The sequence below is a fragment of the Streptomyces sp. NRRL F-525 genome (assembly GCF_000716605.1).
GTDB lineage: Bacteria > Actinomycetota > Actinomycetes > Streptomycetales > Streptomycetaceae > Streptomyces.
Genome location: NZ_JNXE01000008.1, coordinates 163,338 through 178,127 on the forward strand (window position 1 = coordinate 163,338; position 14,790 = coordinate 178,127).

General features: G+C 70.1%; 14 protein-coding genes. 4 read left to right on the forward strand and 10 right to left on the reverse strand.

What is annotated here, in order from left to right; all coding sequences use genetic code 11:
- A complete protein-coding gene (locus tag OO69_RS14660) occupies nucleotides 1-279 on the reverse strand; it encodes a hypothetical protein (RefSeq protein ID WP_033281028.1) in 279 nt (92 codons plus the stop codon).
- Nucleotides 280-533: 254 nt separating this feature from the next.
- On the opposite strand from OO69_RS14660, the gene OO69_RS14665 reads away from it, so the two are divergent.
- Both OO69_RS14665 and OO69_RS14670 read left to right on the forward strand, forming a co-directional pair.
- Nucleotides 534-3,128: an alpha-L-rhamnosidase C-terminal domain-containing protein gene (locus tag OO69_RS14665; RefSeq protein ID WP_234444439.1), complete on the forward strand. Its 2,595-nt coding sequence runs from the start codon at nucleotides 534-536 to the stop codon at nucleotides 3,126-3,128.
- A 151-nt stretch (nucleotides 3,129-3,279) separates the two neighbouring features.
- Nucleotides 3,280-4,542, forward strand: coding sequence for an MFS transporter (locus OO69_RS14670; RefSeq protein WP_033281030.1), 1,263 nt, complete (start codon nucleotides 3,280-3,282; stop codon nucleotides 4,540-4,542).
- Nucleotides 4,543-4,565: 23 nt separating this feature from the next.
- Here the strand turns inward: OO69_RS14670 and OO69_RS14675 are convergent, their stop codons facing one another.
- Entirely contained in the window at nucleotides 4,566-5,819 is a 1,254-nt protein-coding gene (locus OO69_RS14675; protein WP_051801016.1) for an acyltransferase family protein, read from the reverse strand.
- A 148-nt stretch (nucleotides 5,820-5,967) separates the two neighbouring features.
- Between OO69_RS14675 and OO69_RS14680 the strand changes: the two genes are divergently transcribed.
- Nucleotides 5,968-6,528 carry a hypothetical protein gene (locus OO69_RS14680; protein WP_033281145.1) on the forward strand — a complete coding sequence of 187 codons (561 nt, stop codon included), beginning with the start codon at nucleotides 5,968-5,970 and terminating at the stop codon, nucleotides 6,526-6,528.
- A gap of 201 nt (nucleotides 6,529-6,729) precedes the next feature.
- Nucleotides 6,730-7,263: a hypothetical protein gene (locus OO69_RS14685; protein ID WP_033281031.1), complete on the forward strand. Its 534-nt coding sequence runs from the start codon at nucleotides 6,730-6,732 to the stop codon at nucleotides 7,261-7,263.
- Nucleotides 7,264-7,383: 120 nt separating this feature from the next.
- On the opposite strand, the gene OO69_RS14690 is transcribed toward OO69_RS14685, so the two are convergent.
- The 8 genes from OO69_RS14690 to OO69_RS14725 all read right to left on the reverse strand — a co-directional run bounded on the left by OO69_RS14690 (nucleotide 7,384) and on the right by OO69_RS14725 (nucleotide 14,780).
- Nucleotides 7,384-8,142, reverse strand: a complete 759-nt coding sequence (locus tag OO69_RS14690) for an aspartate/glutamate racemase family protein (protein ID WP_033281032.1) — start codon at nucleotides 8,140-8,142, stop codon at nucleotides 7,384-7,386.
- Nucleotides 8,143-8,223: 81 nt separating this feature from the next.
- Nucleotides 8,224-8,706, reverse strand: coding sequence for a MarR family winged helix-turn-helix transcriptional regulator (locus OO69_RS14695; RefSeq protein WP_033281033.1), 483 nt, complete (start codon nucleotides 8,704-8,706; stop codon nucleotides 8,224-8,226).
- Nucleotides 8,707-8,780: 74 nt separating this feature from the next.
- Nucleotides 8,781-9,629 carry an alpha/beta fold hydrolase gene (locus OO69_RS52485; protein ID WP_033281034.1) on the reverse strand — a complete coding sequence of 283 codons (849 nt, stop codon included), beginning with the start codon at nucleotides 9,627-9,629 and terminating at the stop codon, nucleotides 8,781-8,783.
- Between the two features lie 33 nt (nucleotides 9,630-9,662).
- Entirely contained in the window at nucleotides 9,663-10,325 is a 663-nt protein-coding gene (locus tag OO69_RS52490) for an isochorismatase family protein (protein ID WP_033281035.1), read from the reverse strand.
- Nucleotides 10,322-10,993, reverse strand: coding sequence for an SRPBCC family protein (locus OO69_RS14710; RefSeq protein WP_033281036.1), 672 nt, complete (start codon nucleotides 10,991-10,993; stop codon nucleotides 10,322-10,324). Before OO69_RS14710 ends, OO69_RS52490 begins: the two co-directional genes overlap by 4 nt.
- Before the next feature lie 3 nt (nucleotides 10,994-10,996).
- Complete coding sequence (locus OO69_RS14715; RefSeq protein WP_051801017.1) at nucleotides 10,997-11,545, reverse strand: (2Fe-2S)-binding protein; 549 nt, start codon at nucleotides 11,543-11,545, stop codon at nucleotides 10,997-10,999.
- Nucleotides 11,542-13,935, reverse strand: a complete 2,394-nt coding sequence (locus OO69_RS14720) for a xanthine dehydrogenase family protein molybdopterin-binding subunit (protein ID WP_033281037.1) — start codon at nucleotides 13,933-13,935, stop codon at nucleotides 11,542-11,544. Before OO69_RS14720 ends, OO69_RS14715 begins: the two co-directional genes overlap by 4 nt.
- Nucleotides 13,932-14,780, reverse strand: a complete 849-nt coding sequence (locus OO69_RS14725; RefSeq protein ID WP_033281038.1) for an FAD binding domain-containing protein — start codon at nucleotides 14,778-14,780, stop codon at nucleotides 13,932-13,934. The genes OO69_RS14720 and OO69_RS14725 overlap by 4 nt, the downstream gene beginning before the upstream one ends.
- Between the last annotated feature and the right edge of the window lie 10 nt (nucleotides 14,781-14,790).

Sequence of the window (14,790 nt, forward strand, 5' to 3'; positions counted from 1 at the left end):
TCAGCCGCCGTTCCTGAAGGACTCGACCCGGCACTGGACCCGGTCTTCGTCGAACTTGGGCAGACCCATGTCGAGCCGGATCCGTAGGTGCCTGGTGTCCGGGCCGGCCGTGGTCGCCGCGTGCGCGGAGGGGGTCGCGACGGCGGCGACACCTTCGTCATGGATACCGCCCCCGCCACCACCGCAGGCGCCGAGCAGCACGAGGGTCGCACCCGAGGCGACGACGGTCAGCAGGGGAGCGGTGACGCCGTTGCGGAGGGAAGAGGTGGAGGAGGACATGCCGGCAACGTGCCGTCCCCGTATGAAGATCCTGTCAGCGACCGATCAGCGTCCTGTCTGGTGTCCCTCCCGTTGCACGGCACCTCGTTCCGGACCGTGCGCATCGCCGACTACTTCTGTCCCAACGCTGTACGGGCATCCGCTGTTCGGGATAGCGTCACCACGCAGCTGCTGAGTGAAACGATTCAATCCACTGCGCTCAAGGGGACAGCATGGCGTCGAACAACACACCTGACAAAGGCATTTCCCGTCGCGTGGCTCTCGCAGCAGCCGGCACCGTCGGACTCACCGCGGTGTCCCTCTCCACCGGACTCCCTTCGGCGGAGGCACTCCCCGCGGCGGACGCCTCCGCTTCCCTCACCGGCAACCCGTCGCGCCGCTCCGGCAGTTGGCACCGCTACGTCCAGGGCCCGTCCTCGCGCACGGTCCGCCCGGTGCGGATCACCACGTCGACCGGAGACGTGAAGAACCCCGGCGCGCTGCTCAAGCCCGGCGGAGCCAGATCCGTCCTGCGGCGCCCACAGCCCGCGGCGGCTCCGGCCTGGCCCGCCGGGACCACCGCCGAGGCGTCCTCGGCCCACGCGGGCAACAACGGCAACGACGGCCAGCCGCGTACCTACGACGCCTCCAACGCGATCGACGGAAACCCGGACACGTTCTGGAACGACGACACCCTGGGCGTCTTCCCCGACGTCCTCACCATCACCGCGCCGCAGGTCACGTCCTTGCAGGGCATCACGGTGATCTCCAACAGCGACGGCGTGCCGACCGACTACACCGTCGACGTGTGGAGCGACGGCGACTGGCACACCGCCGCCACGGTCACCGCCAACGACGCGGTGCAGAAGGCCGTTCCGTTCACCGAGAAGGTCAGCACCGACCGCGTCCGCATCACGGTGACCCACGCCCAGGACACCTCGCACGGCAACTTCACCCGGATCAACGAGGTCTGGCCCGCACCGGTCGAGCCGATCCCGATACCGACCGTCACCGTGGACTTCGGCAAGGTCGTCGTCGGATACCCGCAGATCAAGTTCACCTCGGCCTCCGCCAACTCGCCCGGTGTGCGGGTGGCGTTCTCCGAAACCCGCCAATTCCTCACCGACCGCTCGGACTTCACCCGCGCCGACCAGGCGGGCGGCGCCGGAGGGGGCACGGACCAGTTCGCGGTCCCCGCCAAGGGTGCCAACTGGACCGACCACAAAGGGTTCCAGGCCGGCGACAAGGTCTTCGCGGACGGCCTGCACGGATTCCGGTACCTCAAGATCAGCCTCGACGCACTCGCCTCGGACAGCCCCGCCGCCCAGCCCTGGGGCACGGTCGAAATCGACTCCGTGGCGCTCCAGTTCACGGCGTACGTGGGCACGCCGAGCACCTACCGCGGCTGGTTCCTGTGCTCCGACAACGAGTTGAATCGTTACTGGTACGGCGCCGCGTACACCAACGAACTCGTCACCGACACCTTCCGCCAGGACGACGTCGACCCCCGCAACGCGTGGAGCGCCACGCTGGAGGGGAAGTTGGTCCTCCAGGACGGTGCCAAGCGCGACCGCGACCCGTACGTCGGCGACCTCGCCGTCTCCGCGCGCACCCTCTACCTGACCCACGACGACGCGGCCGCCGCGGCCCGCAACGTCCTCGCCGACCTCGCCGACCACCAGCGCGCCGACGGCTGGATCCCGCCCGCGTCGATCGGCAACTACACCCTCCCGCTCTTCGACTACCCGCTGTACTGGGTGACTTGCAGCTGGGACTACGTCCTCTACACCGGCGACCGGCAGTACGCGACGCGCTACTACCCCAACCTGCTGAAGGTCCTGGACACCTGGTACCCGAGCGTCACGGACGACGCCGGCCTGCTGAGCAAGGGCCTCAACGGCACCGGCGGATACGGCGACTACGCCTTCCTGGGCCGCACGGGCCGCGTCACCTACTACAACGCGCTCTACGTCCAAGCCCTGCAGAACGCGGCCCAGTTGGCGCGCCTGCTGGGGCAGCAGGCCGACGCCGCACGCTGGAGCACGCGGGCCGACAAAGTGGCGCAGGCCGTCAACTCCCTTCTGTGGGACGCGGATGCGGGCGCCTACCTCGACTCCGGGACGGGCGCGGTACGGCACGCCCAGGACGGCAACTCCCTGGCCGTCGTCACCGGGATCGCCGACGCGGCCCGCGCCACCTCGGCCCTCGCGCATCTCGACGCGACGACGAAACGGCCGTACGGGAACGCCTTCATGGACAACGACACGATCTTCGACCAGGCGTCCCAGCGGGTCTACGCCTTCACCTCGTACCCGGAGATCGAGGCCCGCTTCCTGAGCGGGCAGGCCGGGTCCGCGCTGGACCAGATCCGCCGTATGTACGGCTGGATGGACAAGAACGACCCCGGCATCACCCACTGGGAGGGCATCGGCCCGGGCGGCTCGCTGTACGAGGACGCCTACACCAGCATGGCCCACGGCTGGTCCACCGGTGTCCTGCCGGCGCTGACCAACAACCTGCTGGGCGCACGCCCGACTTCACCCGGGTTCGCCACCTGGGAGGTACGTCCGCAACCCGGTGACGTCGACTGGGCGACAGGTCAACTCCCCACCCCGCACGGCCCGTTGGGCGTGGAGTGGGAGAACAGCAGCCGTGTCTTCCGCCTCACGGTTCACGTGCCCCGGCACACGCAGGGCTCGGTCGTCCTCCCCGGTGACGCGCGCGGTCTGCGCGTGAGTGTCGGCCGGCGGACGCTGTGGGACGGGCGGCGGGCGTCGAGCCGTGACGTGAGCGTGGCCGACGGAACGGTCACCGTGTCCAACCTGGGCCCGGGCGACCACAGTTTCGTGAGCGAGCGGCGCGGCGACTGACCTCGCCCGTGTGATGCCGTGACGCATTCGCTTTGCGCGAGCGTGTCACGGCGTTCCCTTTGGCTAATTGTGGCTGGTGTTTTGCCGGTCCTTGCGTTGTCCACTCCACCACTCCGACCTACCCTGACCTGCGGACCATGGGAGGGTCGGGATGCTGAACACCGTCCGGGAACAGGCCGCGGGACTCACCAAGGATCAGCGCAACGCCTTCGTCGCCGCCTACTTGGGCTGGGCGATGGACGCCTTCGACTACTTCCTCGTCGTCCTCGTCTACAGCGAGATCGCCGACGACTTCCATGTCTCCCTCACCGACATGGCCTTCCTCACCACGGCCACCCTGGTGATGCGGCCGGTCGGCGCCCTCCTCTTCGGCCTGTGGGCGGACCGCAAAGGCCGCCGCACCCCGCTCATGGTCGACGTGGCCTTCTACTCGGTCATCGGATTCGCCTGCGCCTTCGCCCCGAACTACGCCGTGCTGCTGGTACTTCGCCTGCTCTACGGCATCGGCATGGGCGGCGAGTGGGGCCTGGGCGCGGCGCTGGCCATGGAGAAGATCCCGGCCGAGCGGCGCGGTTTCTGGTCGGGGCTGCTGCAGAGCGGCTACTCGCTGGGGTATCTGCTCGCCGCGGTGGCGTTCTTCGTCATCGAACCCGCCTTCGGCTGGCGGGGGTTGTTCGCCTTCAGCCTGGTGCCCGCCCTCGTCTCGCTGTGGGTGCGCGCCCGGGTGGAGGAGAGCGAGGTGTGGGAGAAGAGCGTCAAACTCAACCGCACGCCCGCCTACCAGGTGTTCAAGAACCCCGCTGTCCTACGGCGGTTCGTGTACCTGGTCGCGCTGATGACCGCCTTCAACTGGATGTCGCACGGCACCCAGGACATCTACCCGACCTTCGTGAAGAAGGGCCTGGGCCTGTCCCCGGACACCGCGATCGCGATCGCCGTGGTCTACAACATCGGCGCCATCATCGGCGGCATGGTGCTCGGGGCGTACTCCGAGCGGCTGGGGCGCCGCCGCACGATCATGATCGCGGCGGCCGCGGGCCTGGTCGTGGTGCCCTTCTTCGTCCTGTCCACCGCCGTGGGCTGGCTGATGCTGTCCTCGTTCCTGATGCAACTGTGCGTACAGGGAGCCTGGGGCGTCATCCCCGCGCACCTCACCGAGATGAGCCCGGACACGATCCGGGGCTTCTATCCCGGTGTCACCTACCAACTCGGCAACCTGATCGCCGCCCTCAACCTGCCGATCCAGGAGGCCATCGCCGACCATCACGGCTATCCGGTGGCGATGGCGTGGACCGTAACTCCCGCTCTGGTCCTGGTGATTGTGCTGAGCGCGGTCGGCAAGGAGGCCAAGGGGATCCGGTTCGGCGGTACGGGGACGCAGGCGCCGAGCACCGCGGCGGCGGACCCGGTGTAGTGCAGGGGGCAGCCGGTCGTCGGTCACAGGACCGGTGAACGCGGTCCCGAGGCGGCAACCGGCTCCACCCGGCTCGCGCGGGGCCGGTCCCGTCGTAGCAGAGGCCGTTCGACGAGGGCGTACGAGGCGAGGGCCGCGGCGAACGTGGCCGCGAGGCCGGTCTGGAGCAGGGCGTCGCCGCGCACGCCGAGGTCGTGCAGCAGCCGGATGACGGGGTAGTGCCAGAGGTACATCCCGTAACTGAGGTTGCGCCCGATCCAGACCATCGTGGACAGCGACAGCAGGCGGGTGGGCCACGAGTCGGGGCACAGTGCCAGCGCGGCGACCACACAGGCCGTCAGCAGGGCGGCGGCCAGGAAACCGACCGTGTACCAGACGGGATTCCACCCGCTGACCTCGGTGATCGGGATCTGCCAGGCGATCAGCCCGAGCACCGCGAGCGCGGGCCAGACGAGCCGGCTCGCCCAGCGGCGCAGCGAGGCCAGGCGGGGGTCGTCGGCGCGCAGCCGGGCCAGGACGAGGGCGAGCAGGGCGCCGATGAGGAGTTGGTCGGCGCGGGTGTCGGGGCCGTTGTAGATACGGTGTGCCGCTGTCGGGTCCCAGAGCATGGTCCGCCAGAGCACCGGCAGGACGCAGAGCACCGCCACGCAGGCCAGCACCGCGCGTGCCGTCGCGTGCCGCAGCAGTACGAGCAGGAGCAGCGGCCAGGCGAGATAGAACTGCTCCTCCACGCCGAGGGACCAGGTGTGGCTGAGGGGTGCGGTGAGATCGGAGTACGCCCCGTCGTTCCCGGCCCGCACGAGATTCACCACCGATCCCGCGGCCAGGGCGGCGGCCACCCACGCCCCGCGGAAGAGCGGCAGCGCGAACGTCACGGACAGCAGCGCGGTGACCGCGCACATCACCAGTAGGGCGGGCATGAGGCGTACCCACCGGCGCCGGTAGAACGACCACAGCCCGATGCCACCGGTACGGGCGTACTCGCCGACCAGCAGCCGCGTGATGACGAAACCGCTGATCGTGAAGAACACGTCCACACCCACCGAGCCGCCCGGCACCAGGTCCGGCTCCACGTGGTAGACGATCACCAGCACCACCGCGACCGTCCGCAGTCCGTCCAGCCCCGCGACCCGCCCACCACCACGCAGCGCCGACGAGAATCCCCGCCCGCCACCTCTGCCGCGTTCCGCGGACGCGGGCGCGAGCGGCGGCGCCGCCCGCACGTCAGGGCTCTGTTCCGTGGCCTCGTCTACCGTGCTCCGATGGAGGGTGCTCATAACGGCGGCGTCTGCCCACGACTGCGCGGATCACACAAATTCTCATGTTGCGCACAGGTTGGCGCTGCTCTGGCGTTGCCTTTCGGACGCCGGAGTCCGGTCATTAATGATCGGCAGGCAGGGTGCCCGACTTGGCAGACTGCTCGGCATGGCCAACTCGTATGCGCAGGCAGTGCTGAGGACAACGGATCTTGCCGAGGCACTGCGCGCCGCCGGGCGACTGCTCGAACTCGCCGACACCACGGAACTCGAAGTCGACTTCGAGGCAAGGGTCTCCACGCCCGGAGAGCTGGAGCGGTTGAGCGGGGTGATGCCCGATGCCGAGTGGTGGTCCTACGGAGCCGACCGACACGGCTCCTCAAGGGATGGCGGCGTTCCGTCGGAGTGCCTCCCGATCTTCATGCGCAGATGGTGCATGGCCCCGGAAGCTGTAGACGCGTTCTTGGCTGCGACGGGGAATGTCCCGGCCATGGTCCGCTGGGACTTCAGAGGCTGGCCCGAGGCTCCGGAGGTGGGCCTCGGCTGCGGGGGTTCCAGAGGCGCCTACGTGACGGTGTGCGTGAACGCGCGCGACCTCGACCTCGAGGAACCCACACCGGACCACACGCTGTACGTCCACGTGACGCAGGTCCAGGCCGAACGGGCTCCTTGGCTGGCGGCACAGGTCGGCCTGCGGGTCATCGGGGAACTGGAGATGGCACCCCTCTGAGCCCGCCCTCCGAACGGCCGCCGGTCCGGCCTCTCGAACTGACCATCGCCGGGCCGGAGTTGGACCCGACCTTGTGGGGCCGGATCATGTCTACGCTGTGACCTGCGATCATCGCGTGAGTGCCCGACCTCGTGCACCGATGATCAATAGTGGCCGTATCCACGAGTGCCGGCAGGACGCGAAGACGCCGAAGGAGACGCAGTGCTGGGATTGTTGGGCTTCTACGACGAGTTCGACAACCGTTCCGGTCGACCGAACGGATCGATACACGCTGCCGTCCGACCCGTCGGCGAGCCGGACGAGGCGGACTTGGTGGCCTACCTGGACGCCGGGCACGTCCTGATCGACGTCATGGAAGCCGGACACGACGTCATCACCGGCGACGCCCACCGGAACTCCGCTGGATGCTCCTCCCTGGTGACCGACGGGGCGTGGCTGTGGCGCCAGGACTTCTCGCACTACCTGGAGACACACCACGTCTCGCTGCCCGACGTGTTCGTCGAGCACGTCCGCGGCCTGAACCATCAGATGCCCACCATCACCGTCGCCGAGTTCGCTCCGCACTACGACGAGACCATGCCGCTGGTCGGCTGGGCCTCGGCGGTGCCGTGGACGTCGACTGCGACCGTGCTCGTACCTGAACCGCGAGCAGTGACCGACAGGGCCCAGTCGCGGAACCGGCCACACGGCAGCTGGGGCAGACCGCGCAAGCCGCGCAGGCTGCCGAGAACGTAAGGCTCGTAGCACGATCTTGTCGGTGGTCTCAGCTTGGAGATTGACCTCTCATGGGCCTTCTTGAGTAGTCTCCAGTCCGGTCGTCCTTCGCGGCAGCCCCAGATCTTCCCCGCTCCGCCCTCAGGCCCCAACCTCACCACTGAGCAGCCTGCCCGCGCCGGGAACAACCGTGGACAGGCCCAGTTCGGCAAGGATGCGGTACGTCGTGGCGGTCGCCGCCGAGAGCACCGGCAGCCCGCACGCGTCCTCCACCGGCTGGATCGACGGCAGGGAAGGCATCTGGACGCAGGCCGACAGGACGAGCGCGTCGGCCCGGGACAGGTCCAGGCGTCGCCAGTGCTCGCGCAGGTCGGCCGGGTCGAGGCGGGCGACGGCCAGGTTGTCCGGCACCTCCAGACTCAGCGCGTCCACCACCTCGACGCCCGCGTCCTCGATGTAGTCCGCCACCAACCGCGTGAGCGGCTTCATGTACGGCGTGACGATCGCGACCCGCCGGGCGCCCAGGGCCTCGATGCCGTCGAGGAGGGCGCCCGCGCTCGATGCCACGGGGGCCCGGGAGCCCTCGGCGCGCAGCACACCGGTGATCTCGTCCTCGGCGGTGCAGTGGTAGCCCGGCCCCTGCGCCATGATCGCGACGAGGCAGGCCGTGACGACCACGTCGGGCCGGGCGTCGGCGAGTTCCAGTGCCGCGCGCCCGGTCTGCGCGTTCATCGCGCGCAGCTGCTCGGGCGTCACGTGCCGCATGCGCATCCGGCTGCTGTGGAAGACGAACCTGTTCTCCGGGATCAGGGACTCGCGCTGCCGCATCATGCGCGGCAGCTCCGTCTCCATGGTCAGGTTCGAGCTGGGCACGATCATGCCGATGTGGTGATCGGGCATGGAGTCCTCCGGGGGAGTGCGGCGCGGGTGAGCTGCCCGCGCTTGTCGGAGACCGAGGGGCCGCCGACCGCCACCGCGGGGTCAGGACTCCTCGGCCAGTCCCTCCCAGTGATCGGCGAGGGACGTGAACAGATGCATGATGTCCTCGCGCCGCTCCGGTCCGAACGGCGCGAGGAGCCGTTCGTCGAGGCTGCGGGCGCGGAGGTTCGCGTCGTGGAGGGTCCGCTCGCCCTCCTCCGTCAGATGGAGCAGCTTGCGCCGGCCGTCGTCCGCGGCCGTCCTGCGCACGATCAGACCCCGGTTCTCCAGCCGCCGCGCGACGTCCGCCATCGTCGACGTGTCCAGGGAGACCGCGGCCGCCATGGACCGCTGATCGCTCCCGGGCGCCGCCTCCACTGCCTGGAGCACCGCGAACTGGGGCCCGGTGAGTGTCGGGTCGACGGCACGGATCCAGGCCGCGAGATACGCCTGGTACAGACGGCGGACCTGGTAGCCGGGCGCGGCGGTGAGCGCCGGGGGCGGTCCGGCGGGCGTGGACGTCGGGGTTGCGGTTTCGTCACCCATGGAGCCCACTTAAGCACGGCACTAGACCGACTCGGCAGCCGGACCGGCGATCTTGGGGAACCCGCGCGCCGGCGTCACACCAGCATCGGCCGCAGCACTTGCCGCAGGGCCGCGAGCCCGGCGGACGGGTTGTCCCAGAACAGCATGTGACCGGCGTCCGGGATCTCCGCCAGTACGGCCGACGGCAGCAGCCGGACCGCCTCCGCGGCGCCCTGCGCGGTGACGACCGGGCTGTCCGCGCCGTGGAGGAGCGCCGTGGGCCCGGGAACCGAGGGCCACCAGTCGAAGAAGTCCTCGCTCTCGAAGCCGCGGTGCGTGGCGGTGACCGCCTCCGTGTCGCAGCTCGCCAGCCAGCGTGCCCGCAGTTCCTGTTCGCGGCGCGGCCAGCGCGGCCAGGACCGGGCCACCTCGTCGGCGTCGGTACCGCGCCGTGCTTGAGCCAGTTGGTCGAGGAAGGCGTCGAGGGGCGTGGGGTAGGACCCGCGTCCGGGGCCGCTCATCGGCGGATCGCCGAGCACGGTGCCCCGCAGTGCCACCTTCGCCCGGACGGCGGTCACAGCCGCGATCCGGGCGCCCATGGAGTGCCCGAAGAGCACCGGCCGGTGCAGCCCGAGGCCCGCGACGACGGCCTCGGTGTCCTCGGCGTACTCCTCCAGACCGTACGCACCGCCGCCGTCGGACAGCCCGCGCCCACGGACATCGACCACCAACGGCCTTACCAGAGGCGTCAGTTCACGGGCCACGAAGTCCATCGCCACGGCTGGGCTGGTGATGCCGGGCAGCACGACCAGCGGGACGCCGTCACCGCCGTAGTCCAGGACGTGCAGGCGGGTGCCGCCCGAGCGGATCCAGCGGCTGGTGGCAGGGACGTCGGCGAGATCGGCGAGCGCGGACTGGGCCAGTAGGCGAGTGGGTGGGGGCATGGGTTCTCCAAGGGGGCAGAGCAGTAGTAGGGGTTACGGGGCTGTCCTCGGCAGTCCGTCGAGATAGCCGACGGCGTCCTTGAGGTCGATCACGTCGCCGTACTTGGCCTGGATGTCGAAGAGGCCGGCCTCGTGCGGACCCTGCGCGCGGTCGCCGACACACTCCCTCGGCACCAGCACCGGGAAACCGGACTGCACGGCGTCCACGGCGGTGGCCCGTACGCAGCCGCTCGTCGTCGCGCCGCACACCAGGACCGTGTCGCAGCCGAGGCCGGTCAACAGGGCGGCCAGGGACGTCCCGAAGAACGCCGACGCGCCCTTCTTCACGATCAGATGGTCCTGCGGTGAGCGAGGCAGCCGCGGGTCGAGCGCGACCTCCTCGCCGCCCTCGACCAGGCTCCGCATGCCCTGTGCCTTCTGCAGCCAGGTGACGGCGTCGCCCGCCGCCTCGGCCGGTGTGTAGGCGATCGCGGTGAACACCACCGGTACGGCAGCCGGGCGTGCCGCCGCGACCAACTCGCCGGTGGCCGCGACGACTTCGGTGAGGTCCGCCCCTGAGGGGAAGGCCGGTTCGGTGAAGCCGCGCGTCAGGTCGACCACGACGAGTGCGGGTCGGCTGCCGCGGCGAACCGGCGCGCCGAACCCCGCCCGCCGGTAGGTCTGTTGCGTCTCCCGACCGTACTGAGCGTCGCTCATGACGACCTCCGAAGCGTGCGCAACTCCCGTGCCTGGGCGCCGAGTCGACCGAGCAGCCAGCCCTCCAGGACACCGACGGCGAACGCCCCCGCCACCAGGCCGTACTTCGCGGCTCGCGGGCCCAACAGCATGGCCAGGCCGTCGAGATCGGAGTCCGGTACGACGGCCGGTGGCGTCGTGACGGGAGTGATCATGGGCGTCGCAGGAGTGGCTCCTACGGCCCGGTCCTGGTCCAGCAGGCTCCCCAGGTTCCGGGCGAACTGCTGGATGATCCGGTCCGACACCGTGACGATCGCGCCCTTGCCGAACTGGACGATCTTGCCGCGGATCACCAGGTCCGTGGAGAGCTGGAGCAGTGCTCCCTCGGGCGCCGCGAGGATGTCGAGCGAGACCTCGGCCTCCGCGTCCCCGCTGCCGTGGGTGTCCGTACCGCGCGCGTGGACCCGCAGTCGGCGCCGCTCGGCGTCGATCTCCAGGAAGCGGACGGTACCCGCGTAGGAGGCGCTGATGGGACCCACCCGGATCTTCACCCGGCCCCGCCAGGTGTCGCCGTCCTGCCCGTCGAGCGCGGCGCCCGGCATGCAGGACGCGACCCGTTCGACGTCGTTCATCAGGGCGAAGACGTCGTCGGGGGAGGCCTTGACCGGCACGGTGTTGGTGAGCTGCATGCGTCAGTGCTCCTTGCCGATGGGGCTGTTGCAGGGGTTGGCGCAGGTCTGGCGCCGGATCGTCGCGCAGGCGTCGATCGCCTCGACGATGGTCTGGTAGCCGGTGCACCGGCACAGGTTCGAGGCGACCACCTCGCGGATCTGTTCCTTCGTCGCCTCGGGCCGCTCGGCGAGGAACCCTTCGGCGAGCATCAGGAACCCGGGCGTGCAGAACCCGCACTGCAGCGCGTGGTGTTCGCTGAACGCCCTTTGCAAATCGCTGAGTTCACCCCCGCCGGTCTCTGCCAGCGACTCGACCGTACGGATCCGACTCCCCTCGGCCTGCGCCGCGAACATCAGGCACGCGCGGACGGGCTGTTCGTCGACCAGGACCGTGCAGGCGCCGCAGATGCCGTGCTCGCATCCGACGTGGGTACCGGTGAGGCGCAGTTCGTGGCGGAGTACGTCGACGAGGGTGCGGCGGGGTTCGGTGATCACGTCCTGCCGCTCGCCGTTGACGTCGAGGGTGATGAGCTGGAGGTCCGGGTGGGTCACCACGGGGTCGGTGTTCATGGGGACGACTCCAGGCTCAGGGCGCCGTTCAGGGCGCGGTGCACGGTCTCGGGGGTGATCGGTGTGTGGTCGAGTTCGACGCCGGTCGGGCGCAGGGCGTCGTTGACGGCGTTGAGTACGGCGGCGGGCGCACCGATCGTGCCGCCCTCGCCGGCGCCCTTCGCGCCGGTCTCGGTGAACGCGCAGGGCGTTTCCAGGTGGTGGATCAGCACGTCGGGGATCTCGTGCGCGGTGGGCACCTTGTAGTCCATGAAGCCGGTCGCCGACGGCTCGCCCTGGGCGTCGTACGTCACCTGCTCGAACAGCGCGCCCGCGATGCCCTGCGCGATACCGCCCCGGCACTGCCCCTCCACTACCTGCGGGTTGATGGCCACCCCGCAGTCCTCGACGCACACGTACCGCAGGATCTCCACCTGCCCTGTACCTGCGTGGAGTTCGACGACGCAGGCGTGCGTGGCGTTGGAGAAGGTGCCGTCGTTGAAGACGTCGAAGGTGGCGGTGACGGACAGCCCCGGCTCGATGTCCTTCGGCAGCAAGTGGGCCCGGAGATAGGCGATATCGGCGATCTCCTCGTAGGTGAGGACGTCTTGGGTGCCACGGCGGCGGGCGGCGCCGTCCGACAGTTCCACCTCCTCGGGGGCAACTCCCCAGCGGGACGCGGCGATCGCGCGCAGCTTGTCGCCGAGTTTCGCGGCGGCCAGGCGCACGGCGCTGCCGCCGATGGTGATGGAGCGGCTGGCGAAGGTGCCGAAGCCGTAGGTGATGCGGTCGGTGTCGCCCTGATGGAGCCTCACCTTGGTGATGTCCAGGGCGAGTTCGTCGGCGACGATCTGGGCCATGGTCGTCTCGTGGCTCTGGCCGTGGTTCATCGTGCCGGTGGTGAACGTGACCGCGCCGCTGGTGTCCATCCGCACCTCGGAGATGTCGAAGCCGGGCACCACCTGCATCTTGCGCTGCGCGAAGGCCGCCGAGCCGTAGCCGGTGCGCTCGCTGAAGCACGAGTACCCGATGCCGATGTGCCGGCCCTCGGCCGCCGCCGCGGCCTGCTGCTCGTACCAACCCTCCTCCCGGACCGACCGCTCACAGAGGTTGAGCGATTCCAGGTAGGAACCCGGGTCGTAGGTGATGCTGTTGACGCCCTTGTACGGGAACTCCGTGATGACGTTGCGGCGGCGGATCTCGACCGGATCCAGGGCGAGTTGGCGCGCGGCACGCTCGAAGAGCCGCTCCACGACCATCACGTACTGCGGTCGGCTCACCCCGCGATAAGGCCCGGTGGGCGCCTTGTTGGTGGTGACCGCGCGGCCCCGCACCCGGTACGCGGGGAGCTGGTAGACGCCGGGCATTTCGGCGGACGCCATCAGCGGCTCGATGCCGGCAGTGAAGGGGTAGCAGGAGTAGGCGCCCATGTCGCAGACCACGTCCGCGTCGAGCGCGAGGATCCTGCCCTCGGCGTCGAAGGCGGCCCGCGCCCGGTAGTGCTGCTCGCGGGCGAGGAACGACGCGGACAGGGCGTCCTTGCGGTCCTCGATCCACTTAACCGGGCGCCGTAGCCGTAGGGCTGCCGCCGCTGCGGCGATCTCCTCGCGGCCGACGACGCACTTCTGGCCGAACCCGCCGCCCATGTCGGGGACCACGACCCGCACGGCACGCTCGTCGAGACGGAGACAGCGGGACGCCACCGTCCTTACCTGGTGCGGGATTTGGGTGCACGTGTGCATGACGAGCTGTTCCTCGCGGTCGTCCCAGTGGGCCACCGCGCCCCGGGTCTCCAGCGGCAGCGCGTTCTGGCGACCGGTCCTCGTGTTGACCTCCACGACACAGGGCGCGGAGTCGAAGATCCCGTCGATGCCCTCCGTGGCGAACAGGGAGACGTCCACCAGGGTGTTGCGCGCGGCCTCGGCGTGGACGAGCGGGGCGCTGTCCGCGAACGCCGCCTCCTCGGACATGACCGGGGGCAGCGTGGCGTACGAGACCTTCGCCGCCTCCAGGCCGTCCTCCGCCGCGTACGCGTCCCGGGCCACGACGATCGCGATCGGCTCACCGACGTAGCGGACCTTGTCGCGGGCCAGGACCGGCATCGCGGTCGGGACGAACTCCGAGAGGGGGCGCCCCAGTTGGGCGACGATGTCACCCAACGACAGGTCCTCGGCCATGAACACCGCGACGACGCCCGGGACTTCGCGAACCGCCGACACGTCCACCGAAGCCAGCTCGGCGTGGGCGACCGTGCTGCGTACGAACTGTGCGTGCAGCATGCCGGGGAGTGCGATGTCATCGACGAAACGGCCGCGCCCGGCGAGCAGGCGGGGATCCTCGCGACGGCGGACCGCCTTGCCCACCAACTTGCCTTTGTTCAAGGGGACTTCGCGCGCCGGGGCTTTGCTCATCGGGACACCGCCTCCTCGCAGGCGCGCCGGACCAGGGTCCGTACGAGTTGCTTGCGGTAGTGCGTGCTGCCGGACGCGTCGGCGGGTGGCTCCACAGCCTCCGCCGCAGCCGACGCGCATGCCTCGAAGGAGCCGCCGTTCGCCAACACGGCCTCTGCCTGCGGCACTTGGACGGCGGCGGACGCCACCCCGCCGAGTGCCACCCGGCCCCCGCGTACCTCGCCGTCCTCCACATCGAGGTCGACGGCGGCGGCCACGAGGGCGAAGTCCCCGCGCCGCTCGGCGAATTCGGTGAGTGCGGCGTGCGGTGCGGGACGGGCGAACACGATCTCGACGAGGATCTCGTCCGGGTCGAGGGCTGTCGTGTAGTAGCCGTGGAAGAAGTCCCCGGCCGGGATGGTCCGTTCACCCTGCGGACCGCGTGCCACGAACTGCGCGCCGAGTGTCACCGCGAGCAGGCACCACTCGGCGGTGGCGTCGCCGTGCGCCATGCTGCCGCCGACCGTGCCACGGGTGCGGATCGGGAGGTGTCCGATCCAGGTCATGGCCTGCCGTAGGACCTCGAAGCCCGCCCCCAGCACCCCGGCCGGGTCGGTCTCCACCGTGTGGTGGGTGGTGAGCGCCCCGATGCGCAGTCCGCCGTCGGCGGTCCGGTGCATGCGGTCCAGTTCGCGCAGGCCGCCTATGTCGACGAGGTGGCGCGGGCGGGCCAGCCGGTAGTTCATCATCGCGACGAGGCTCTGGCCGCCGGCGATGACCTTGGCCTCGTCGCCGAGTTCGGCCAACAGCCGTGCGGCGCCGTCGACATCGCGGGCTCGGTGGTACTGGAAGGGGGCGGGCTTCATGGTCCTCCGT

Excerpts from the sequence above, each read along its gene's own strand:
- OO69_RS14660 (WP_033281028.1), bottom strand. The coding sequence starts at position 279 with ATGTCCTCCTCCACCTCTTCCCTCCGCAACGGCGTCACCGCTCCCCTG.
- OO69_RS14670 (WP_033281030.1), top strand. The coding sequence starts at position 3,280 with ATGCTGAACACCGTCCGGGAACAGGCCGCGGGACTCACCAAGGATCAG.
- OO69_RS14675 (WP_051801016.1), bottom strand. The coding sequence starts at position 5,819 with ATGAGCACCCTCCATCGGAGCACGGTAGACGAGGCCACGGAACAGAGC.
- OO69_RS14680 (WP_033281145.1), top strand. The coding sequence starts at position 5,968 with ATGGCCAACTCGTATGCGCAGGCAGTGCTGAGGACAACGGATCTTGCC.
- OO69_RS14690 (WP_033281032.1), bottom strand. The coding sequence starts at position 8,142 with ATGCCCGATCACCACATCGGCATGATCGTGCCCAGCTCGAACCTGACC.
- OO69_RS14695 (WP_033281033.1), bottom strand. The coding sequence starts at position 8,706 with ATGGGTGACGAAACCGCAACCCCGACGTCCACGCCCGCCGGACCGCCC.
- OO69_RS52485 (WP_033281034.1), bottom strand. The coding sequence starts at position 9,629 with ATGCCCCCACCCACTCGCCTACTGGCCCAGTCCGCGCTCGCCGATCTC.
- OO69_RS52490 (WP_033281035.1), bottom strand. The coding sequence starts at position 10,325 with ATGAGCGACGCTCAGTACGGTCGGGAGACGCAACAGACCTACCGGCGG.
- OO69_RS14710 (WP_033281036.1), bottom strand. The coding sequence starts at position 10,993 with ATGCAGCTCACCAACACCGTGCCGGTCAAGGCCTCCCCCGACGACGTC.
- OO69_RS14715 (WP_051801017.1), bottom strand. The coding sequence starts at position 11,545 with ATGAACACCGACCCCGTGGTGACCCACCCGGACCTCCAGCTCATCACC.
- OO69_RS14720 (WP_033281037.1), bottom strand. The coding sequence starts at position 13,935 with ATGAGCAAAGCCCCGGCGCGCGAAGTCCCCTTGAACAAAGGCAAGTTG.
- OO69_RS14725 (WP_033281038.1), bottom strand. The coding sequence starts at position 14,780 with ATGAAGCCCGCCCCCTTCCAGTACCACCGAGCCCGCGATGTCGACGGC.